Source organism: Nonomuraea longicatena (assembly GCF_039525605.1).
Classification (GTDB): domain Bacteria; phylum Actinomycetota; class Actinomycetes; order Streptosporangiales; family Streptosporangiaceae; genus Nonomuraea; species Nonomuraea longicatena.
Map to the genome: position 1 here is coordinate 147,687 of NZ_BAAAHQ010000004.1, position 22,096 is coordinate 169,782.

The 22,096-nt window shown below is 68.7% G+C and carries 21 protein-coding genes; 8 read left to right on the plus strand and 13 right to left on the minus strand.

Translation table 11 applies throughout. The features are described from left to right. Positions 1-11 precede the first annotated feature (11 nt). Positions 12-1,469, plus strand: a complete 1,458-nt coding sequence (locus tag ABD120_RS06010) for an APC family permease (RefSeq protein ID WP_343948686.1) — start codon at positions 12-14, stop codon at positions 1,467-1,469. On the opposite strand, the gene ABD120_RS06015 is transcribed toward ABD120_RS06010, so the two are convergent. From ABD120_RS06015 to ABD120_RS06025, 3 genes are read right to left on the minus strand one after another with little or no spacing between them, the layout of a single operon-like run. Continuing rightward, positions 1,438-2,214: an amino acid ABC transporter ATP-binding protein gene (locus ABD120_RS06015; RefSeq protein ID WP_343948687.1), complete on the minus strand. Its 777-nt coding sequence runs from the start codon at positions 2,212-2,214 to the stop codon at positions 1,438-1,440. The genes ABD120_RS06010 and ABD120_RS06015 overlap by 32 nt on opposite strands. Then, positions 2,211-3,053, minus strand: a complete 843-nt coding sequence (locus ABD120_RS06020) for an amino acid ABC transporter permease (RefSeq protein WP_343948688.1) — start codon at positions 3,051-3,053, stop codon at positions 2,211-2,213. Before ABD120_RS06020 ends, ABD120_RS06015 begins: the two co-directional genes overlap by 4 nt. Further along, on the minus strand, positions 3,050-3,910 hold the full coding sequence (locus ABD120_RS06025; RefSeq protein ID WP_343948689.1) for an ABC transporter substrate-binding protein: 861 nt from the start codon (positions 3,908-3,910) through the stop codon (positions 3,050-3,052). Before ABD120_RS06025 ends, ABD120_RS06020 begins: the two co-directional genes overlap by 4 nt. Positions 3,911-4,226: 316 nt before the next feature. Between ABD120_RS06025 and ABD120_RS06030 the strand changes: the two genes are divergently transcribed. Beyond that, complete coding sequence (locus tag ABD120_RS06030) at positions 4,227-4,958, plus strand: hypothetical protein (RefSeq protein ID WP_343948690.1); 732 nt, start codon at positions 4,227-4,229, stop codon at positions 4,956-4,958. Next, on the plus strand, positions 4,952-7,672 hold the full coding sequence (locus ABD120_RS06035) for an outer membrane protein assembly factor BamB family protein (protein WP_343948691.1): 2,721 nt from the start codon (positions 4,952-4,954) through the stop codon (positions 7,670-7,672). The genes ABD120_RS06030 and ABD120_RS06035 overlap by 7 nt, the downstream gene beginning before the upstream one ends. 428 nt (positions 7,673-8,100) lie before the next feature. Here ABD120_RS06035 and rplI read toward each other — a convergent pair whose 3' ends face one another. The 4 genes from rplI to rpsF all read right to left on the minus strand — a co-directional run bounded on the left by rplI (position 8,101) and on the right by rpsF (position 9,777). Beyond that, positions 8,101-8,547, minus strand: a complete 447-nt coding sequence (rplI, locus tag ABD120_RS06040; RefSeq protein ID WP_343948692.1) for a 50S ribosomal protein L9 — start codon at positions 8,545-8,547, stop codon at positions 8,101-8,103. A gap of 15 nt (positions 8,548-8,562) precedes the next feature. Further along, complete coding sequence (gene rpsR / locus ABD120_RS06045; protein ID WP_020543048.1) at positions 8,563-8,799, minus strand: 30S ribosomal protein S18; 237 nt, start codon at positions 8,797-8,799, stop codon at positions 8,563-8,565. A gap of 63 nt (positions 8,800-8,862) precedes the next feature. Further along, positions 8,863-9,408: a single-stranded DNA-binding protein gene (locus ABD120_RS06050; protein WP_343948693.1), complete on the minus strand. Its 546-nt coding sequence runs from the start codon at positions 9,406-9,408 to the stop codon at positions 8,863-8,865. 78 nt (positions 9,409-9,486) lie between these two features. Then, positions 9,487-9,777 carry a 30S ribosomal protein S6 gene (rpsF, locus tag ABD120_RS06055; RefSeq protein ID WP_157253949.1) on the minus strand — a complete coding sequence of 97 codons (291 nt, stop codon included), beginning with the start codon at positions 9,775-9,777 and terminating at the stop codon, positions 9,487-9,489. A 189-nt stretch (positions 9,778-9,966) separates the two neighbouring features. Here rpsF and ABD120_RS06060 point away from each other — a divergent pair, with 189 nt between their 5' ends. Continuing rightward, complete coding sequence (locus ABD120_RS06060) at positions 9,967-10,269, plus strand: hypothetical protein (RefSeq protein ID WP_343948694.1); 303 nt, start codon at positions 9,967-9,969, stop codon at positions 10,267-10,269. Positions 10,270-10,288: 19 nt separating this feature from the next. Continuing rightward, entirely contained in the window at positions 10,289-11,035 is a 747-nt protein-coding gene (locus ABD120_RS06065; protein ID WP_343948695.1) for a deoxyribonuclease IV, read from the plus strand. Between the two features lie 58 nt (positions 11,036-11,093). Here ABD120_RS06065 and ABD120_RS06070 read toward each other — a convergent pair whose 3' ends face one another. The 4 genes from ABD120_RS06070 to ABD120_RS06085 form a co-directional block, all read right to left on the minus strand. Then, complete coding sequence (locus tag ABD120_RS06070) at positions 11,094-12,152, minus strand: mannosyltransferase family protein (RefSeq protein ID WP_343948696.1); 1,059 nt, start codon at positions 12,150-12,152, stop codon at positions 11,094-11,096. Next, positions 12,149-13,426 (minus strand): glycosyltransferase family 87 protein, encoded by a 1,278-nt coding sequence (locus ABD120_RS06075; protein WP_343948697.1) that lies wholly within the window; start codon positions 13,424-13,426, stop codon positions 12,149-12,151. The genes ABD120_RS06070 and ABD120_RS06075 overlap by 4 nt, the downstream gene beginning before the upstream one ends. A 23-nt stretch (positions 13,427-13,449) precedes the next feature. Then, positions 13,450-15,981 carry a transglycosylase domain-containing protein gene (locus ABD120_RS06080; RefSeq protein ID WP_343948698.1) on the minus strand — a complete coding sequence of 844 codons (2,532 nt, stop codon included), beginning with the start codon at positions 15,979-15,981 and terminating at the stop codon, positions 13,450-13,452. Between the two features lie 133 nt (positions 15,982-16,114). Then, positions 16,115-16,501 carry a DUF5318 family protein gene (locus ABD120_RS06085; RefSeq protein ID WP_343948699.1) on the minus strand — a complete coding sequence of 129 codons (387 nt, stop codon included), beginning with the start codon at positions 16,499-16,501 and terminating at the stop codon, positions 16,115-16,117. Between the two features lie 134 nt (positions 16,502-16,635). Here ABD120_RS06085 and ABD120_RS06090 point away from each other — a divergent pair, with 134 nt between their 5' ends. Then, a complete protein-coding gene (locus ABD120_RS06090) occupies positions 16,636-17,205 on the plus strand; it encodes a PadR family transcriptional regulator (protein ID WP_343948700.1) in 570 nt (189 codons plus the stop codon). 13 nt (positions 17,206-17,218) lie between these two features. Continuing rightward, positions 17,219-18,298: an inositol-3-phosphate synthase gene (locus tag ABD120_RS06095; RefSeq protein WP_343948701.1), complete on the plus strand. Its 1,080-nt coding sequence runs from the start codon at positions 17,219-17,221 to the stop codon at positions 18,296-18,298. A 99-nt stretch (positions 18,299-18,397) separates the two neighbouring features. Here ABD120_RS06095 and idi read toward each other — a convergent pair whose 3' ends face one another. Further along, positions 18,398-18,982: an isopentenyl-diphosphate Delta-isomerase gene (gene idi / locus ABD120_RS06100; protein WP_343948702.1), complete on the minus strand. Its 585-nt coding sequence runs from the start codon at positions 18,980-18,982 to the stop codon at positions 18,398-18,400. Positions 18,983-19,250: 268 nt separating this feature from the next. On the opposite strand from idi, the gene ABD120_RS06105 reads away from it, so the two are divergent. Further along, on the plus strand, positions 19,251-20,486 hold the full coding sequence (locus ABD120_RS06105; protein ID WP_343948703.1) for an MFS transporter: 1,236 nt from the start codon (positions 19,251-19,253) through the stop codon (positions 20,484-20,486). A 30-nt stretch (positions 20,487-20,516) separates the two neighbouring features. On the opposite strand, the gene ABD120_RS06110 is transcribed toward ABD120_RS06105, so the two are convergent. Continuing rightward, entirely contained in the window at positions 20,517-21,941 is a 1,425-nt protein-coding gene (locus tag ABD120_RS06110; protein WP_343948704.1) for a CCA tRNA nucleotidyltransferase, read from the minus strand. Between the last annotated feature and the right edge of the window lie 155 nt (positions 21,942-22,096).

The following is a 22,096-nucleotide window of genomic DNA, read 5'->3' on the forward strand; positions in this document are numbered from 1 at the left end:
CGGGGTGTGCTTTGTCCACGATTCTGCGACGACTGCCTCCTTCCGAGGCGACCGGGTTGCGCACCGGCGCCCGGCATCGGCTGGCGCAGCTCTACGGCCCTTCCGACCTGGTGGTTCTCGGCCTCGGCGTGACGATCGGGGCGGGCATCTTCAGCATCGCCGGTGTCGAGGCGGCCACCGAGGCGGGGCCGGGCGTGCTGATCTCTTTCATGATCGCGGGCATCGCGAGCCTGCTGGCGGCGCTCTGCTACGCGGAGTTGTCCTCCACGCTGCCGAACTCGGGCAGCGCCTACACCTTCACCTACGTGATCTTCGGTGAGGTCTGGGCGTGGATCATCGGCTGGGCGCTGATCCTGGAGATGCTGCTGGCCGCCGCCGTGCTCGCCCAGGCGTGGGGGCTGTTCGCCGCGCGGGCGCTGGCGGGCCTCGGCGCCGAGGTCACGGGCGCCGCCGAGTGGTTCGCCCTCGGCATCCTGGTACTGCTCACGACCGTGGTCGCGATCGGCACGCGCATCGGACTGCGGATGCTGTGGCTGATGGTCGGCGCGAAACTACTGATCATCGGGGCCGTCATCACGGTGGGAGCGTTTCATGTGGACGTGGCCAACTTCGGCGACTTCCTCGTCGCGCCCAGGCCGTCGCCGGTGCCGCCGGACACCGTGCTGGAGACCGTACTCGGGCACACTCAGCAGTTCGGGTGGTTCGGGGTGTTCGCGGCGGCCTCCGTGATCGCGTTCGCCTACATCGGCTTCGACGTGGTCGCCACGGCCGCCGAGGAGACGGTCGACGCGCCCAAGGCGATGCCCAAGGGCATGATCCGCGGCCTGGTGATCGTCACGGTGCTCTATCTGGGCGTCGCGATCGTCATGATCGGCATGGTGCCGTACCAGAAGATCGATGTCGCGGCGCCGCTCAGCGGCGCGTTCGACGAGGTCGGCGAGCACTGGATGGTGCACGTCATCGACCTCGGCGCGGTGATCGGCCTGACCTCGGTGCTCACCGTGCTCGTGGTGGGGCTCACGCGGGTGCTGTTCGCCATCTCGCGCGACGGCCTGTTGCCGCCGGGTCTGGCGCGGATCAGCAGGCGCTTCGACGCGCCGACGCTGACGACCGTGGTGATCGGCGGGTGCGCGGCGCTGCTGAGCCGGTTCGCGCCGGTGCTCACGCTCCAGGAACTCGTGGTGCTCGGCGCCCTGTTCTCCTACCTGTTCGTGGCGGCGGGCGTGGTCGTCATGCGCCGCAGGATGCCCGATCTCGACCGCGGTTTCCGGGTGCCGCTCTCACCGCTGCTGCCCGCCCTGTCGGTGCTGGCCACCCTGTGGCTCATGATGAGTCTCCAGGTGCGGACCTGGGCGTGGTTCGGCCTGTGGATGGCCGTCGGCCTGCTCGCCTACCTCTGGTACGGCCGGACGCACAGCCTGCTGGCCGTGCGCCCGGTCAAGCAGGGACGGGGCCGCCACCGCCGCTGACACCGAACCGGCCGGACTCCAGCACACTGCTCAGGAACTCCCTGGTACGCGGGTGCCTCGGCGCGGTGAAGATCTGCTCGGGCGGCCCCTTCTCCACGAGCACGCCGCCGTCGAGGAAGCAGACGGTGTCGGCGATGTCGCGGCAGAAGGACATCTCGTGCGTGGTGAGGATCATCGTCATCCCCGCCTGCTTCAGCTCCCTGATCACCCCGAGCACCTCGACGACCAGCGCCGGGTCGAGCGCGGAGGTGACCTCGTCCAGCAGCAGCAGCTTCGGCTGGGTGGCCATCGCCCGCACGATCGCCACCCGCTGCTGCTGGCCGCCGGACAACTGGTCGGGGTAGGCCCGCGCCCGGTCCGCCAGCCCGAACCGCTCCAGCAGTTCCATCGCCTGCCGCTCGGCCTGCTCTTTCGCCACGCCGTGCACCTGGCGCGGCGCGAGCGTGATGTTGGCGAGCACGTTCATGTGCGGGAACAGGTTGTAGGCCTGGAAGACCGTGCCGATGCGCTTGCGTACGTCGTCGACGTCCACCCTCGGGTCGGTGATCTCCTGCTTCTCCAGGAAGATGGCCCCGTCGTCCACGGTCTCCAGCAGGTTGACGCAGCGCAGCAGCGTCGATTTGCCCGAGCCGGAGGCGCCGATCAGGCAGACGACCTCGTGCGAGCGCACCTCCAGGTCCACGCCGCGCAGCACGTGGTGACCGTGGAAGTTCTTCCACACCCCTTCAACGGTGAGTACGCTCATGCGCCGCGCCGCCTCTGCGATCGGGCGGCCAGGTAGTCGGTGAACCTGGCCATCGGGATGGTCAGCAGAATGAACAGCAGCGCAGCGACCAGGTACGACGTGTAGTTGAACGTCTTGGCCGCGTGGATCTGCGCCTGCCGCAACGCCTCGATCGCACCGATGGTCGCCACCAGCGCCGTGTCCTTCTGCAGCGACACGAAGTCGTTGAGCAGCGGCGGGATCACCCTGCGCACCGCCTGCGGCAGCACCACGAACCGCATCGTCTTGCCGTGGCCGAGGCCGAGCGACCGGGCCGCCGCGACCTGGCTCGGGTGCACGGAGTCGATGCCGGACCTGAACACCTCGGCCACGTAGGCGCCGTACGACAGCGTCAGCGCGATCACGCCGAGCGTCGCCTCGTCGGTCGGGATGCCCTGGAGCTGCAGCGCGGGCAGGCCGAAGCCGACCAGGTAGATGAGCAGGATCGTCGGGATGCCGCGGAAGATGTCCACGTAGGCGATGGCGAGCACCCGCAGCGGGAAGAACACCGGCGCCTTGAGTCCCCGCGCCAGCGCCACGAGCAGGCCGAAGATCAGGATCAGCGGTTCGGCGATCAGGAAGATCTTCACGTTGAGCAGGAAGCCGTCGAGGACGTCGGGCAGCGCCTTGACGAACTGCTCCGGGTTGAAGAACGTCTCCTGGACCCTGGGCCAGCCGGGCGCGTTCAGCGCGACCGTGACGATCAGGACGAGCACCACGATCGTCGAGGCGGAGGCGACCGACGCCGAACGGCGGGCGCGCGACCTGCGCACCCGCTCGCGGTTCAGCTGGCGATCGCTCTTGACCCAGGCGGCGGTCACTTCAGTTCCGGCGCACCCGCGGCCGAGCCGAGCCACTGCTGCTCGATCTTGGCCAGCTCACCCTTGGACTTCAGCGTCTGCACGGCCTTGTCCACGCACGGCTTGAGCTGGCTGCCCTTCTGCATCACCAGGCCGAACTCCTCCGGCGTGCCGCCGGTCGAGCTGAACTGGCCGACGATCTTCGACTTCTCGATCTGGGCCGCCGTCACGTAGAAGGCCGTCGGCAGGTCCACGACCAGGGCGTCCACCTGCTTGTTCTTGAGGCCGTTCACCGCGTCGATCTGCTCGGTGTAGACGTTGGGCTTCGCGGACGGCTGGATCACGCTCTCGACGGCGTTCAGCGAGGTGGTGCCGACCTGGACGCCGATCTTGGCGTCCTTCAGCTCGGCCAGGCTCTTGGCCTCGGCGAACTTGCTGCCCTGGATGGCCACGATCGCCTGCTTGACCGTGTAGTAGCCGTCGCTGAAGTCGACGGCGTTGGCGCGCTCAGGGGTGATCGACACCTGGTTGACGTCGAAGTCGAACTTCTTGGCGCCGGGAGCGAAGGCGGTGTCGAACTTGACCGTGCTCCACTGCACTTCGGAGCGGTCGAAGCCGAGTTCACCGGCCACGGCGAAGGCGACGGCGCTCTCGAAGCCCTGGCCGTTGGCGGGGTCGTCGTCCTTGAACCACGGTTCGTAGGCGGGCTTGTCGGTGCCGATCGTGAGCTTGCCCGCGTTGGTCAGCTTGAGCTGGTCCTTGGTGCAGGCCGTCGTCGTGGCGGCGGTCGGCGCGGTCGCGGTGTTGTCGGCCGGGGCGCAGGCGACCGTTGCGGCCGCCAGCGCGCCGAGCGCGACCAGCATCGAAGGACGGACCATGGCAGAGCCTCCAGCACGACGTGAGATGACAAACGCGGAAAAATTCTACTGTGCCCAGCTAGGAAATCTGCCACGACCTGGGCTTACACCCCGTAAACCCCCTAGGGGTATCAGGCCGTCTCCGAACCCCGGTAATTCCTGCGGCCGAACGCTATGATTGGGATAATCGCGCTTACCCTGTTCGCTTTTTAAGGCTGGGGGAAATCGCACGATGCGGCTGGGCATAATCAGCAGGAGAAACCCCGGAACCACACAATCCGGAGCAACCGCCGAAAGCAGCGGGCCGTCCGTCGGATTCATCGCCGCACTCGTCATCATGCTCATCGGAGTGATCTTCACCGCCTGGTACAACGCCAGGGGCCCGGACACCATCGACCGGATGATCGGCACCCCGCCCGTCACGATCGGCCACGTGTCCACCGACCTCGACAACCAGGACATCGCGCTCAGAGAGCCGGTCACCGACCCGGCGGGACGCAGGGCCCTGCTCGGCGCCCACCGGCCGCCGGACGAGTGGCAGGCACTACTGACCCGGCACGAAGCCGCCGCCGTCGGCCGGATCACCCTCACGGTCGTCCTCACAGGAAATCGCAGCAGCCTGCGAATTGTCGAGATAAAGCCCCGGATCAAGGTACGCGAGAAATTGTCGGACGGCGCATTCCTCGCAGTGTCCAGAGAGGGCGTGGCCGAAACCGTGGCGGTCAAGGCCGACCTCGACGAGCCCGCACCACGGTTCGTCACCGCAGACAACCCCCGCGTCCGCTACTTCTCCGCCAAACAGATCGATCTCAAGGAGGACGAGCGCGTCACACTGGAGATGTCGATCACCGCCAAGAAGGCGTACTACGAGTTCGACCTGGTCGCCACCGTGCTGGCCGGGGAACAGAGCGAGCAGATCGTCATCACCGCGCCGGGCGGGAGCCCGTTCCGGGTGACCGGCGAGGCCAGGACCTACCGCTCCTTCTACACCGCGTCCCAGCAGGGCGCCTGGGCGCCGATGCCCCGAGGCCAGGTGTGCCAGGAGTTCCCGAAGGCCGGCTCATGCTGACCGTCCGGGTCCTCACCGCCCTGCTGACACTGGCGGCCTGCCTCACCGCCGCCGGATCCGAGGTTCCATGGGCACCCGCCGCCTGGCGGGCTGTCTGGTCCCTGGAGGACCCGGCGCGCACCGTGGTCGACCCGGGCGACCCGCGCCACGGGGTCGCGGACGAAGGTCTCGCGGTCGCCACGCCCGAGGGCGACGTGGCGGTCCACGACCTGCGGACCGGCAGGCGGCGCTACGTCATCGCCGCCGAAGCCGTACCCACCGAGAGCGTCTGGATGACGGCACGGACCGTCGTCGTGCTGAGGGAGCGGTTCAGAGCGGCAGAGCGGCACCTGACCGCGTACGAACTGGCCGACGGCACCCCACTGTGGCGGGCGACGGTCACCATCAGGCCGAGCGGATCCGAAGGCAGCGAGCTCGACTATCTCGGCCCCGTCGTCATGGTGACCGAGGCCGGCGTCACGTACCTGGACCGCCAGGTCGGCCCGCTCACCCTGACCTCACTCGACCTGCGCACGGGCAAGGTGATCGCGCGGGCGTCCCGCCCGCCCGGCTGCGACTACCGCTCGGGAATCTCCAGCCGCGCGTTCGCGCTGCTCACCCACTGCGGCGGCCGGGTCGAACTGGCCTCGGTAGATCCCCGCACCCTACGCCCCACGTGGACGCGCACCCTGCCGCCGCCGCGCGCCGACCCGCCGCCCACGCTGACGGCGAGCGACGACGGATACCTGCACGTCAGCGGGGACGAAGCGCGCTTCTTCGCCCCCGACGGCAGGCAGCTCTCCACCGCCCGCGAAGCCCTGCGGCACCCTGCGGACGAAACCCCGCGAACCGAACGGTGGAGCCAACCTCTCCATGTCGGCGCCTACCCCCAGCTCAGCGAGGAGCGGCTGGTCTCGACCAGCGCCAAGTGGCCCGATCTGCTCTTCCTGACCTCCCTCGACGCCGCCACCGGCCGCATCCGCGCCCTCCCCATCACCGCCCCTGCGGGCGAGGCCGCCGGGCTGGTGGGGACGACGGACACCATGGCCGTCGTGCTCGACGCGACCAGCCGGATCACCGCCTACACCCTGGTCCGCGCACCGGTGCGCGGCCCCGGCCCGCCTGGGACCGTCCCGCTGCCCGACTGGCCGGACGCCTGCGCCCTCCTCGACGACCGCGCGTTCGCCGCGCTCGGCGGCGGCTACGGTCCCGGTCCGGTACGGCGCACCGTGGCCGGATCGCAGGCGCCGAACCCGACCGACTGCGACTGGATCCCGCCCGAGGACGACGGGGCGGTCGTGTCCGTCTCGATCTCCTGGGTGTTCGCCACCCCGGCCGCCGCACGGGAGGCGTACACCGCCATGGCCGACGGCGTCAGACGTACCGGCTCCTACGACCCCGTCACGGAGACCCCGCACGCCCTGACGGAGACGCTGCCCCCTGCACCCGGCGGGCACATGAACCAGTCGCTCGTCGTCGCCGGCCCGGCCCTGGTCCACCTGCGCTCACCCAGCCGGAATGCCCTCCGCCTGCTGACCCCGCCGCTCCAGCAGAGTCTGCTGTCCCGCTACGAACCCTCGGTGACAGCACCCACAGAACCCGCCGCCCGTCCGCCCGGTTGGAGCTTCGCCGCCGACGTCGCAATCGACCGGCGACTCGTGGTGGCGGGCGGCCACGCGTACACCAGCAGCGACGACGGCACCCTGTACGCCCTGGACGCGGCCACCGGCGCCCTGCGCTGGAGTGTCCCGACCGGCTCCTCGGTCACCTCCGGCCCGATCAGCTCCGGGGACACCGTGTACTTCGCCCTCGGCAGCGGACTCCTCGCCCTGGACGCCGCCTCCGGCCGTACCCGCTGGCACCGGAAGATCACCGGCGCGACCGAGCTCGTGATCGACCGAGGCACCCTGTACGCCGACAGCGACCGCTATGCCGTGTACGCCCTGGACCCCGCCACCGGCCGCACCCGCTGGCGCGACCCGGCGGACGGCGTTGTCCGCCGCATTCTCCCCCACCCTGCGGGCGACCTCGTGTACGCCGCCGGGGACGACGGCGTGGTGGCGCTCGACGCCCGCACCGGCACCCGCCGCTGGCGCGTCCCCGTGGCCAGGTTCGCGTCCGTCTCCAGCGCGGCCACCACCTCCGACACCGTCTACGCCGCCACGGACGACCAGATCCAGGCGATCGACCGCCTCACCGGCCGCGTCAGTTGGCGGCGGTCCGAACCGGTTCAGGTCGGGATCCAGGTGGCCGACGGGGCCGTCTACGTGGCCGGCGGCAGCGCTCTGTCCAAACTCGACGCCGCCACCGGAAGGCGGCAGTGGTCCTACGACGTCGGTCCCCTGCGCCTCACCATGAACGCCCTCAAGCTCGCCCGAGGCGTCGCCTACTTCAACGTGGCCCTCGGCCGCCTGCACGCCCTGGACACCGCCACGGGCAGACTCCGCTGGTCCTACCCACCCCAGGACGAACCGGACCGCCGTGGCCACGTGTGGTACTTGCCCGCCACCAGACTCGACGCCTTCGCCCCCGTCCCGCACGGCGACACCCTGCTCACCGCCTTCGGCGACGGCACCCTGCACGCCCTGGACCCCGCCACCGGCACCCCCCGCTGGACCTTCGAGGCGGGCGGCGAGGTCACCACCCCGCCCGTCGTGAAGGACGGCCGGATACACGTGGGAGGAGTCAACGGCAACGTTTACGGCATCCGCGCGGCGGACGGCCGCGTGAACTGAACCCCCACCTCAACCGTACGCCGAAAGGCGAAATCCACCCAACACCGAACCCACCCGGCAGAGCTTCCAGCCACTTCAGGGTTCCCCGGCACCGTCGACTTCCCCAGGCGCCGCGACGGCGGGGAGGTGTGCGGTGAACGTCGGCGCCTCGTACGGCGGCCCGCGCGGGCCGGGCCCCGGGTAACAGGGCGGCGTAGCGGCGGGGAGTCTGTGGAGAGGAGGAGCGTCACCCTGGAGGCCGTCAGCGCAGGGTGGCGGGTGGCGTCAAGGGGGCTGGGCCGTAACGGGGACTGGCCTTTGAAGGTCGGAGATACGGAAAGGGCCCTCCGGGAGGCGGTTTCACGGGTCGTCGCAACTCCTCAGATCGAGGTGTTACGACGACCGCGTGAACCCGCCGGAGGAGGGCCCTTTCGCGTGAGAGAGCGCGGTCAGCCCGCGACGACCTCCACGTCCACGGACGCGGAGACCTCCGGGTGGAGCTTGACCGTGATCTTGTGCGAGCCGAGGCTCTTGATCGGGTTGACGATCTCGATCCGGCGGCGGTCGAGGATCGGCCCGCCGGCGGCCTTGACCGCGTCGGCGACGTCGTTCGTCGTGACCGAGCCGAACAGGCGGCCCGAGTCGCCGGCGCGGGTGGCCAGCTTGACCTTGAGGGCGCCGAGCTGGCCGGCGACCTCCTTCGCGGTGCCGATGTCGCGGATCTCTCGGGCGTCACGAGCCTTCTTGATGGACTCGATCTGCTTCTCGCCGCCACGCGTCCAGCGGATCGCGAAGCCGCGCGGGATGAGGTAGTTGCGGCCGTAGCCGTCCTTGACCTCGACGACATCGCCGGGGGCGCCGAGGCCGGAGACCTCGTTGGTGAGGATGAGCTTCATGTCGACATACCTCCCTTAGCGCGCGGTGCTCGTGTAAGGCAGCAGAGCCACCTCACGCGCGTTCTTGATCGCAGTCGCCACGTCGCGCTGGTGCTGGGTGCAGTTGCCCGTCACCCGGCGCGCACGGATCTTGCCGCGGTCGGAGATGAACTTCCGCAGCAGAGCCGTGTCCTTGTAGTCGACGTAGGAGATCTTGTCGTGGCAGAACAGGCAAACCTTCTTCTTGGGCTTGCGCAGTGCCGGCTTGGCCATCGTGGTGCTCCTTTCAGAGCCCCGCTGTGACGCGGGAATGGACTCGGGCTGGTGAACTGATGGTTAGAAAGGCGGTTCGTCGCTGAAGTCGTTGCCGCCGCCGAAGCCGCCGCCCTGCTGCTGCTGGCCGCCACCGCCGCCACCGCCGTAACCGCCGCCGCCCTGGGGCGGAGCGGGCGTCGCGGAGGCCCACGGGTCGTCGGCCGGGCCGCCGCCGAAGCCACCGCCGCCCCCACCCTGGCGGGTGGTGCGGTTGACCTTGGCGGTGGCGTTGCGCAGGGACGGGCCGACCTCGTCGACCTCGACCTCGTAAACGGTGCGCTTCTCGCCTTCCTTGGTCTCGTAAGACCGCTGCTTGAGCCGCCCCTGAACGATGACCCGCATGCCGCGCTGCAGGCTCTCGGCGGCGTTCTCGGCCGCCTGACGCCACACATTGCAGGTCAGGAAGAGGCTTTCGCCGTCTTTCCACTCGTTGGTCTGGCGGTCCATGAACCGCGGAGTCGACGCGACTCGGAATCGCGCGACTGCTTGACCCGTAGGGGTGAAGCGCAGCTCCGGGTCGTCGACGAGGTTGCCGACGATGGTGATGACGGTGTCGCCTGCTGCCATGGCTGGGAGCCTTTCCTGAACTCTTGGGTTACGGCTCAGAGTACGGCTGCCGCCCGACAAAAGCCGGGCAACGAGCTGCTAGTGCACGTCGGGGCGGATGACCTTGGTGCGCATGATGCCCTCGTTGAGGTTCATCTGGCGGTCGAGCTCCTTGACCGTCGCGGGCTCCGCGGACAGGTCGATGACGGCGTAGATGCCCTCGGACTTCTTGTCGATGTCGTAGGCGAGACGACGGCGGCCCCAGACGTCGACCTTCTCCACGGTGCCGCCGTCGTTGCGGACGACGGTGAGGAACTGGTCGAGGGACGGCGCCACAGTGCGCTCATCGAGCGAAGGGTCCAGAATGACCATTACTTCGTAACGACGCATGCGGGACTCCAACCTCCTCTGGACTCTTGCGGTCACGACGATCTGTCGTGACAGGAGGACGCTGACGTCTGCACCCCGGCGCCACCTGTTCGGCGCCAAAGGTCAATGACAACGCAGCGCGACCAGGTTACCAGCAGCTCACGGATGGGAACGCCTCTAACAGACAAGGGGGTGGTGACCATGCCACACATGCTCGAACCCTCTGACGGAGACCAGCGCATCCTCGCCCTCAACAGCGACGGCCGGTCGCATCCGGTCGAGAACGCGCTGGCCATCGCGACGTTCGTCATCGGACTGGTGGCCTTCGTCTCGATCTTCTTCCCCGGAGGGCACGTCATCGGCTGCTGGGCCGGAACGCTCGGTTTCGTCATGGGGTTCTACTCGCAGTACCTCTCCGTGACCACCGGCGAACGGGTGCTCAACATCATGGGCATCGTGGCGTCGTTCGTAGGTGTCGCGCTCGGCATCGCCAGGGGCGGGTTCCTGCCGTAGCGCGAGTAATCTCGGTGCCATGGTGCGTATCGGAGCTCATGTCGACCAGGACGACCCCGCCGCCCGCGCGGCCGAGATCGGCGCAGAGGTGGTCCAGTTCTTCCTCGGCGACCCCCAGGGCTACAAGGGGCCGGTACTTCCCGCCGAACCGGTCGAGGGCGTGGACGTCTACATCCACGCCCCCTACCTGGTCAACGTGGCCACCACCAACAACCGCATCAGGATCCCCAGCCGCAAGCTCCTGTCCCAGCACCTGACGGCCGCCGCCGACCTCGGCGCCAAGGGCCTGATCGTCCACGGCGGCCACCTCGGCAAGAACGACGACCCCCAGGTCGGCTTCGACAACTGGCGCAAGGTCTTCGAACGCCTTGAGGAGACCCGCATCCCGGTCCTGATCGAGAACACCGCGGGCGGCGACAACGCCATGGCCCGCAGGCTCGACCGCATCGCCCGGCTGTGGGAGGCGCTCGACGGTTTCGACGTCGGCTTCTGCCTCGACACCTGCCACGCGCACGCGGGCGGCGAGGAACTCCTCGACCTGGTCGACAGGGTCAAGGCCATCACCGGCCGGATCGACCTGGTCCACTGCAACGACTCGCGCGACGACTTCGACTCCGGCGCCGACCGCCACGCCAACCTCGGCGAGGGCCGCATCGACCCGGAGCTGATCCTCGCGGTCTGCCGCGCCGCCGGGGCGCCGGTCGTGGTGGAGACACCCGCCGCCGGTCAGGCGGAGGACATCGCCTTCCTCCGCAAACACCTCTGAATCCACAGCCTGTGGATAACTTCCCTGGATTACCGAGGCGGCCGAGTGGGTACACAGCTCAACCGGCCCAGGCCCCCGACAGGAACCGCACGGTGTTGACCACCATCGACGGCGCCGCGACCAACGCGTACAGCACGGCCACCCATTTCCACCGCAGTCGCGCCAGCGCCGTCCACAAGGGGAACCACAGCAGCAGCGAGCGCGGCACCGACAGGTAGTAGGCGGAGGTCATCAGCGCCACCGCCTGCGACCCGCAGTAGACGAACTCACTCCAGCGCCGCATTGCCAGCAGCCACACCAGCGCAAGTACGGCCACCACCGCCCCCGCGATCTCCATGCGGAAGGCCACCGCGAAGTCGCCCTCGCCCATGGCCGCCTCCCACGTGGTGGCGAACGACTCCCACGGCCAGACCGTCTCCCGGCCCCACCCGGCCTCCTGGGCGCTCTTCCACGCGAGCCAGTCGCCGGTACGCCTGTAGTGATAGAACGAATAGGCCGCCAACGGCACGAACGGCACCGCCAGCCACGCCGCCTGCCGCAGCCCGCCCTTCGCCAGGACGTACTCGACGATCAACGCGACCGCCAGGAACAGGCCGGTGATCCGTACGCAGGAGGCGCCCGCGCCCAGCACCGCCGCGAGCCACCAGTGCCGCCGTCGCGCCGCCAGCCACGCCGGTACGGCGAACGCCAGGAACAGCGCCTCGCTGTATCCGGCCATCAGGAACACCGCCGTCGGGAACACCAGCAGCCCGAGCACCGCGACCCACCCGGCGCCGCCCTCGAACTCGGCCAGCCGGGCCAGGCAGACCGTCGCCACCGCCCCCGCGACCAGCGACACGAGCAGACCGGCCAGCGCCCAGTCCGGCACCACCAGGTGGACCAGCCGCAGCGCAAGCGGCATCCCGGGGAAGAAGGCGGGCAGTCCGGCATCCGGTGGCCGGCCGGGCTCGCCGTCGTAGCCGTGCTCGGCGATGACCACGAACAGCCCGGCGTCCCATGCCCGCCATTTCGCGAGATAGTCGGACAGTGAGGCACCGAGCAGGGTCGCCACCAGCAGTCCGGCCCGCGAGCCGAACCACAACAGCAGCGCGTCGCGGTCGGCCGAACGCGTGATCACCGAGGGGATGGTAGCAGGGTGAACCTGTCGGGAGCCCGGTCGAACACGCCGCCGACCTGGTCGTCCACGTCCGCCTGCCGCACCAGGTCGTGCTGCGGCCGGAGGATGTCACGCACCACGAAAGCCATCATGATCGCGATGGTGATGACCCGCCCCCACACGGCCGTGAAGTAGGTGCCGTCGCCGATGCCGAGGTCCGGACGGTCGACGCCGCCCTGGCTGAGCAGGTAGAGCCAGATGGCGAAGAAGTACCACACCTCGGCGAGCTGCCACAGCGCCAGCGGTTTCCAGTTGGGCCTGGCCAGCACCGCGAACGGCACCAGCCACAGCACGAACTGCGGCGACCACACCTTGTTGGTCATCATGAACGCCGCCAGCGCGAGGAAGCAGATCTGCGCGAGCCTCGGCCGCTGCGGCGCCGTCAGCGTGAGGACGGCGATGCCCAGGCAGAGCACGGCCAGCGTGAGGGTGCCGAGCACGCTCGGGTCGGCACTGCCGAGCACCGGCCACTCGTAGGTGCTGAAGAACAGCCACGGCGAGCCCCAGTCGACGCCGCGCTCCTGCGAGAAGACGTAGAAGCGCCGCCAGCCGTCGAAGGCCAGCACCATGAACGGCACGTTGACCACCAGCCACGCACCGGCGGTCGCGCCCATGGTGACGAGGAACGGCCGCCACCGCGCGCTGCGCAGCGTGAGCAGGAACAGCGCGCCGACGAACATGAGCGGGTAGAACTTGGTGGCGATGGCGAGCCCGAGCAGGATCCCGGCGAGCACCTGCTTCTGCCGTGCCCACGCCAGCAGCATGCCCATGGACAGTGCTCCGGCGACGAGGTCCCAGTTGATGTACGCGGCCAGGATCACGGCGGGGGCGAGCGCGTACCACAGGGCGTCCCACCGGCGCGTCGGTCCGGCCACGGCCGCCATCAGCAGCACGCCGACGACCAGGCAGATCCCCATGAGCCCGACGGTGACGTCGTAGAAGAGCACGCCCTGGGCGGCCACATCGCCCGCCGTCCGGGCCAGCCACGCGATCACCTGCATGACCTCGCCGAGGACGACGGGGTACTCGACGTGCTCCTCGAACGGCACGTTCGCGAAATACGGGTTCTTCTCCGACAGATGCCGCGCGAAGTACAGCGGGTAGATGTCGGTGTAACAGAAGTTCTGGTACGTGGAGACCTGGTCGTTCCAGCCCCCCGTACGGCAGGGCAGCCGCACGACGTAGGCCAGTGCCGCCCCCAGGAGTGCGAACAGTCCCAGGGGCAGGTACGGCACTGCCCTCACGTAGAGCGGCGGCCTCATCCGTCTTCGCGCCTGCCTGGCATGGGGTCGGGCACGGTGCGGCCGTCGGAACCGCCGCCCATCATGTCCTCGCCCATGTTCGAGGTGTCACCGGGGTCCGCCGCGGTGTCGAGGTCGTTGGCGTCGCCCTCGTCGCAGTCCGCCTCGAACGGGTTGCAGCCACTGTCGGGGTCGGTCCCGTCGTCCTCGGGCTGCTCGGTTTTGGCCGGCTTAGGCTCGGGCTTGGGCGCGAGGTTCTCGGGAACGCCGCCGTCGACCCGCGCGGGGAACTGCTCGACCGGCATGTTCTTGGTCGCCTCTGTCATGAACGTCTTCCAGATGGCCGCCGGGTAGGTGGCACCCTGGAACCCCGCGCCGAGCCCAACCTCAAAGGGGGTCGTGTACGGCTTCTGCGGCGTGTACTTCTTCTCCTTCGAGGAGTCCTTGCCCCGGTACCACGGGCAGGTGTCGTTGCGCGGCGGGACGACCTTGCCCGACTTCGTCCTGCACTCCTGGCGGAACATGCCGACGGCGGTCGAGAGCTGCGGGGTGTAGCCGACGAACCAGGCTTCCTTGTTACCGTTGTTGGTGCCGGTCTTGCCCGCGACGGGCCGGTTGTACAGAGCGGCATTGCGGCCGGTGCCCTGCTTGACCACGGCCTCCAGGGCCGCGCTGGCGTCGGCCGCGGCCTCCTCCGAGATCACGTTGACGACCTTCTTGGTCTCGGGCAGGACGATGTCCTTCTTGTTCTGCCGCTTCTTCGCCTCGATGATCACGTGGTTCTCGAAGTGCTTGCCCTTGTTGGCGAAGATCGAATAGCCACCCGCCTGCTCAACGACGGTGACCGGGTTGGAACCGATCGTGATCAGGTAGTTGTGCTCTTCCCTGGCATCGAGCAGGCGCTTCTTGTTGAGGCCGGCGCGCGTGGCGATGTCGATGACGCTGTCGAGGCCGACCTTCTCCCCCATCTTCGCGTAGGCGGTGTTGATCGAGTCCTTGGTGGCCGCCACGACGTCGATCGCCGACGCGCTGGTCGCGTGGTCGTTGTCGATCGGCGTGGTGTTCTCCAGCTTGAGCGGGCCCTTGGCAGGTAGGAAGCTGCGCAGGCTGTAGCCCTCGTGGAGCCACGCCGCCAACACGTACGGCTTGAAGGCGGAGGCGGCCTGCTTCTGAGACAGGAACGCGTCGTTCCACGCGTCCTTGGCGTAGTCGTCGCCCCCGTAGAAGGCGATCACGCGGCCATTCCTCGGGTCGACGGTGGCGAGCGTGGCATTGATCTCGCCGGTGAGCCCGCGCGTGTGCTGGTTGACCGCGGCCTTGGCCGCGTACATCAGCTTCCTGTCGAAGGTCGAGGTGATGTCGTAGCCGCCGGTTTTGATCTCCTCCTCGGAGAGCCCGGTCTTGGCCTTGAACTCGTTGACGACGGCCTCGATCATGTAGCCTTCGATGCCCTTGTAGTAGTCCTTGTCCCACTTCTTACGAAGTTTGGGGGCGGTGGGGGACTTGGCGAGCAACTGGCCGTAGTCCTTCTGGTTGAGCTGGGCCATCTGCTTAAGTACGTACTCGTAGCGCTCCTGGGTCGCCGCCGGCTTCCCTGCCTGCTCCGCCTGGTCGAAGGCGTCCGGGTTCTGGATGCGGCCCGCGAGGTAGGCGCCCTGTTCCGGGGTGAGTTCGTTCACCTTCTTGCCGAAGAAGGCACTGGCCGCCGCGCCGATGCCGTTCGCGCCCCGGCCGAAGTAGATGGTGTTGAGGTACTGGATCAGGATGGTGTCCTTGGACAGCTCCTTGTTCAGCTTGATCGCGACGTAGATCTCCTTGATCTTGCGCTGAACCGAGCGTTCCTGCGAGAGGCCGTCGTAGTAGTTACGGGCCATCTGCTGGGTGATGGTCGAGGCGCCCTGCACCTGCTGGCCGCTGACCGTGCTGTACAGCGAGCGGAGCATGCCGGTGAAGGAGATGCCCGCGTCATCGCGGAACCCGGAGTTCTCGGCGGCGATCACGGCGTCCTGCACGTGCACCGGCACGTCCTTGATATCCACCGGGATGCGCTTGGTGCCGAGGTGGGCCAGGATCTTCTTGTCGGAGTACCGGATGATGCTGCCCTGGTCGTCCACACTGTCCTGGACCTGCTGCTGGTTCGGCATCGCCGTGTTGGCGTACCCGACCATGACCATGGCGAAGACGCCCGCAGTCAGTACGACGAAGCCGACGACCACCAGCTTCCAACTGGGCAGGAACCGGCGCCACTTCGGCTTGTCGCCCTTGCCGCCGCCTCCGGGCGGGCCGGTCGGCGGCTGCGGCGGGCCCTCGGCGCCGCCGCGCCCCCGGCTGCGGCGGGGCGGCTGGGCGATCATCGTCTCCTGGCGGTGCACGGCGGACTCACGCTGGTGGACGGCCGTGTCCTGGCGCTGGACCGGTTCACGGCGCCGGGGGGGGCCGTCCTGGTGCGCGGCCATCTGGCCGGTCTCCTCGTAGGCCGCCTCCGGCCGCCGGCTCGGCTGCGAGGTGTCCCAGCTCGACTCGCCGCCCTGCTGCTGCCCCTGGGGCACGGAGCGGGGTGAGCCGGAGCGACGGCGCCTCCCTTGGCGTCCCGTCCCTTCACTGCTGCTGTAACTCACACGTCCTCGCATCGTCGTCGGATAACACGGCGGGTGGGCGTGAGGCTGCTCGCCGCCCTCGGTCTCACGGTTGGCCGGCGAGGTCCGGCGGGCCGGTGCCGAGAACGTACGACAACGCCAGGTGGTTCCAGGAACAACCTTGGCAGACCTCTACCACGTACACCCTGAACTCGTCGTAATCATGGGCCATCTCGACGAGTTCTGATGTGACCTTTGCCTGACCGGCATGGCGGCCGAGGCCCTCTCCGTACGCATAGGTCACGTTGGTGACATTCTCCTGCTCGCACAGCGGGCAACGCCGTTCTGTGGGCTCGCCGGCATGTCGGGCGGCGCGGAGGAGGTACGGCTGTGCGTCGCAGACGTCCTGGGCCGAGGTGCGACCTGAGCGCACCGCGCGGACCACCGCCTGCTTGGCAAGGCCGTAGTCCACCACCCTTCTCTGTGAGCACATGCGCGCCAGACTACGGCTTTTTACCGATTCATCCCAACGTCTTGGCCAACTCCTTAATTGCGACCGTATAGCGCGGCGACGTATCCTCAGGATGTATCGACTCGATACATCGGTGCGAGAGGAGGCAGGTTCCATTGGCCGGCGGACAGGGCAGACAGCTGGAACTCGCCGTACTCGGATCGCTGCACGAGACGCCACTACACGGCTATGAGCTGCGCAAACGGCTCAACGAGCTCCTCGGCATGTTCCGCGCCTTCAGCTACGGCTCGCTCTATCCCTGTCTGAGGTCGCTCCTCGAACAGGGCCTTATCGTGGAAGAGCAGCCCACCCGGGTGAGCGGGCGATCGAAGATCGTCTACAAGCTCACCGCCGAAGGCAAAGAACGGCTCCAGGTCCTGCTCACGCAGGCAGGGCCGTCGGCATGGGAAGACGAAAGCTTCGGCATCCACTTCGCCTTCTTCCGGCACACCGAGGCAGAGGTGCGCCTGCGCATCCTCGAAGGTCGCAGAAGCCGGCTGGAGGAGCGGCTCGACAGCGTACGCAACGCGCTCGCCCGCACCAGAGAACGCCTGGACAACTACACGCTAGAACTCCAGCGTCACGGTCTGGAATCGGTCGAGCGCGAGGTGCGTTGGCTCAACGAGCTGATCGCCACAGAGAGACGGGCCTCGGAAGAGCCCTTGAGAGATAACACAGATGAGTAAGGGAGCGAGTGCGATGGGTTCGGTTCGCGTAGCCGTTGTCGGTGTCGGCAACTGCGCGGCATCGCTGGTCCAGGGCGTGCACTACTACAAGGACGCCGACCCGGACGCCCGGGTACCCGGCCTTATGCACGTCAAGTTCGGCGAATACCACGTGGGCGACGTCGAGTTCGTCGCCGCGTTCGACGTCGACGCCAAGAAGGTCGGTCGCGACCTGTCCGAGGCGATCGTCGCCAGCGAGAACAACACCATCAAGATCACCGACGTGCCTCCCACCGGAGTGATCGTCCAGCGCGGCCACACCTTCGACGGCCTCGGCGAGTTCTACCGCGAGATCATCGAGGAGTCCGACGAGACCCCCGTCGACGTGGTCCAGGTCCTGCGCGACAGCAACGTGGACGTCCTCGTCTCCTACCTGCCGGTCGGTTCGGAGGACGCCGACCGCTTCTACGCCCAGTGCGCCATCGACGCCGGCGTCGCGTTCGTCAACGCGCTGCCCGTCTTCATCGCCTCCGACCCCGAGTGGGCGCAGAAGTTCACCGACGCGGGCGTGCCGATCGTCGGCGACGACATCAAGTCCCAGGTCGGCGCCACCATCACGCACCGCGTCATGGCCAAGCTGTTCGAGGACCGAGGCGTCGAGCTGCTGCGCACGTACCAGCTCAACTTCGGCGGCAACATGGACTTCATGAACATGCTGGAGCGCAAGCGGCTCCAGTCCAAGAAGATCTCCAAGACGCAGTCGGTCACCTCGCAGATCCCCCACGAGATGGGCAAGGCGGACGTGCACATCGGGCCGTCCGACCACGTGCCGTGGCTGGACGACCGCAAGTGGGCGTACGTGCGGCTGGAGGGACGCTCCTTCGGCGACACGCCGCTGAACCTGGAGTACAAGCTGGAGGTGTGGGACTCGCCCAACTCGGCGGGCATCATCATCGACGCGGTACGGGCCGCCAAGATCGCCCTCGACCGGGGGGTCGGCGGGCCGATCCTGAGCGCGTCGTCGTACTTCATGAAGTCGCCGCCGGTGCAGCACAGCGACGACGAGGCCCGGGAGTACGTCGAGAAGTTCATCCGGGGCGAAGTGGAGCGCTAGGAACCGCCGACGCCGACCGGACAGATGGTGTCCGGTCGGCGTTTTTCGTGTTTTCGGGGGCGGGAGGTCTTCGGGCCGGGAGGTCTTCGGGCCGGGAGGTCAGACCCGGGCGGCGGGAGGCAGTTGCGCCGTGGGCACGGTGGGCCAGGAGAGCGGGTCCGGACCCAGGGCGACCAGGTGGGGGACCTGTTCCCGGCACCACGGGGAGATCGCGAGAAGCCCGGACTTCACGCCGTTCGTGAACTCCGCCCACGGCATCCACAGCACCTCGCCCACTTCATCCGGGTTGGCGATGATCGGGGCGGTCGCCGTGACCCGGTACACCGGGCACAGCTCGTGCTCCACCACCCCGTTGCCCATCACGGCACGGTAGGAGAAGTGAGGCAGGAGCAGGTCGGCGCGGTCGGTGTGGAGGCCGAGCTCGTGCGAGAGCCTGCGCAGGACCGCACGCTCGACGGGCTCGCCCGGGAGGGGATGGCCGCAGCAACTGTTGGTCCAGACGCCGGGCCAGGTGAGCTTGTGATCGGCCCGCCTGGTGAGCAGGACCCGGCCGAAGGGGTCGAAGACGTAGCTGGAGAAGGCCAGATGGAGTGGGGTGTCGGAGCCGTGTACGGACGCCTTGGGGGCGGAACCGATCGCGTTACCCTCGCCGTCGACCAACACCACGAGTTCCTTAGTCGTCACAGACCGAAGCGTACGTGACTGCGGGCGTCTTTCTCGGGCCGCTGTCCCATAAATTCCCATCCGTCACGGCGAAGCCCTCCCACGCCCACCCACGGCGGCGGGTGGGCGTGAGAAGGGCTTCGCCGTAATGGAGAGAAAGACGCGCGCATTAGCAGAGAACCCCCCGCCCCCGCCAGGGAGAAACCGCGCGCTGGAGAAGAAGTAGGCTGACTGAGTGTCGTTTGTTGCCGATCTTCGTGTGGTCCTGAAGGGCCGGGACTATCGACGGTTGTTCGGCACCCGTCTGGTCTCCCAGTTCTCGGATGGAATCTTCCAGTTCGGCGTCACCGGGTTCGCCTTCTTCAGCCCGGAGAAGCAGACCACCGCCCTCCAGATCGCCGCCGGTCTCGCCGTCCTCTTCCTCCCCTACAGCCTGCTCGGCCCCTTCGTCGGCGTCTTCATCGACCGCTGGTCCCGCCGCCAGATCCTGGTCGTCGCCCCCATCGTGCGCGGCGTCCTGCTGCTGCTGGCCGCCGCCCTCCTCGCCGCCGACGTCCCCGACGTGTGGTTCTACACCGCAGCCCTCGCCGTCCTCGGCGTCAATCGCTTCTTCCTGGCCGCCCTCGGCGCCTCGCTGCCCCACGTCGTCCCCAAGGACCGCCTGCTCGCCGCCAACGCCGTCACCCCGACCTCCGGCACCGTCCTGACGTTCGTGGGCGTCGGCCTCGGCTTCCTGCTGCGCGGGGTCTTCGGCGGCGACGACGTCGGCACGGCGCTGCTCCTCGCCACCTCCGCCGTCGTGTTCGGCGGCAGCGCCCTGATCGCCCGCACCATGGACCGCGACCTCCTCGGCCCCTCCTTCGACCCCGGCCGCCCGCAGGCCCGCGAGGCGCTGCGCAACGTCCTCGCCGGCCTGGCCGACGGCCTCAAGCACCTGGGCCGCCGCCGCGTCGCCGCCGCCACCATGGGCGCCATGGCCGCCCACCGCTTCCTGTACGGCATCGCGACCGCCCTCGGCATCATCCTCTACCGCTACTACTTCACCGACGGCGACGTCGAGGCCGCGCTGCGCGGCGCGACGCTCGTGGTGGCGACGTCCGGTGTGGGCTACTTCCTGGCGGTGTTCATCACCCCGTGGGCGACCGCCCGGTTCACGCTGGAACGCTGGGTGCCGATCGCCCTGGCGTCGGCCGGCGTGCTGACGGCGCTGCTGGTGACGCCGTTCGTGGAGTGGGGGCTGCTGCTGGCCGGGTTCTTCCTCGGCATCGCGGGCCAGAGCGTGAAGATCTGCGCCGACACCGCCGTCCAGCGCGACGTCGAAGACGCCTACCTGGGCCGCGCCTTCTCCATCTACGACATGCTGTTCAACGGCATGTACGTCCTGGCGGCCGGCCTGGCGGCGCTGATCCTGCCGCCCAACGGCAAGTCGTACCTCGCGGTCGGCATCATGGCGGTCGGCTACGTGGTCGCGGCCCTGGGCTACCGGGCGCTCACCCTGCGCTCGCGCGTACCGGCGACCAAGTGAGCGCACGCGGGGAGGTCCCCGCGCACCCGACTACTTCTGGCCCCGCGCCCACTCCAGCAGGGCCGCCTCGGCCGCCTCCGCTCCGATGACGCCCTTGTCGAGCCGCAGATCGAGCAGGAACTTGTAGGCCCGGCCGATCACCGGCCCCGGCCCGACGCCCAGAATGCGCTGGATGTCGTTGCCGTCGAGCTCCGGCCTGATCTTGGCGAGTTCCTCCTGCTCGGCCAGCCGCGCGATGCGCTCCTCAAGCTGGTCGTAGGTGCGCGACAGCGCGGCCGCCTTGCGCTTGTTGCGGGTGGTGCAGTCGGCCCTGGTCAGTTTGTGGAGACGGTCGAGCAGATGACCGGCGTCGCGCACGTAGCGGCGCACCGCGCTGTCGGTCCACTCGCCCGTGCCGTACCCGTGGAAGCGCAGGTGCAGCTCCACCAGCTGGGACACGTCCGCGACGATGTCCTTGGGGAACCTCAGCTCGGTCATGCGCTTGCGGGTCAGCTGCGCGCCGACGACCTCGTGGTGGTGGAAGGAGACCCGGCCCGCCGCCTCGTGGCGCCTGGTCTTGGGCTTGCCGACGTCGTGCATGAGCGCCGACCAGCGCAGCACCCGATCGGCCTTGCCGTCCTCCTCCTGCGCCATGGCCTGGTCGAGCACGGTGAGCGTGTGCTCGTACACGTCCTTGTGGCGGTGGTGCTCGTCGATCTCCAGCCGCAGCTTGGGCAGCTCGGGCAGCACCCGCGCGGCCAGCCCCGTCTCGACGAGCAGCGTGAGCCCGGCGCGCGGCTGGGCGCCGCAGATGAGCTTGTCCAGTTCGTCGCGGATGCGCTCGGCGGAGACGATCTCGATGCGCTCGGCCATCTCCGTCATGGCGGCGACCGTCTCCGGCGCCACCGTGAAGCCGAGCTGCGCCGCGAACCGGGCCGCGCGCAGCATGCGCAGCGGGTCGTCGCCGAAGGACTGCTCGGGCGTGGCGGGCGTCCGCAGCAGCCGCGCGGACAGGTCGGAGACGCCGCCGTACGGATCGACGAACTCGTGGGCGGGCAGGCGCACGGCCATCGCGTTGACCGCGAAGTCACGGCGGGCGAGGTCGGCTTCGAGCGTCTCGCCGTAGACGACCTCGGGCTTGCGCGACTTGGGGTCGTAGGACTCGCTGCGGTACGTCGTGATCTCCAGCAGCCACCCGCCCTTGCGCACCCCGACGGTGCCGAAGTCGATGCCGATGGTCCAGACGGAGTCGGCCCAGTCCTTGACGAGCTCCAGCACCCGCTCGGGACGGGCGTCGGTGGTCAGGTCGAGGTCGTTGCCCGCACGGCCGAGCAGGATGTCGCGCACCGAGCCGCCGACCAGGGCGAGCTCGTGCCCGCGCGCCGCGAACAACTCGCCGAGCTCGTCGGCCACGGGCGCGATCTTGTGGGGGAGCGGATTTGACTGAGGCAAGCTGGATTGGTCCTTCTCGCGCATTGCTGAACGTATCTCCCGAGCCACACCGCGTCGGGGTCGTGGACCGAGGACACCAGGTCCATCATGAGATCGTACGCCTTCGCGCCCCATGACGTGCGCGGACGAACCACCCGAAACGATCTCGGCCGCACACTGCGGGAAAGTCGGCGGATCCG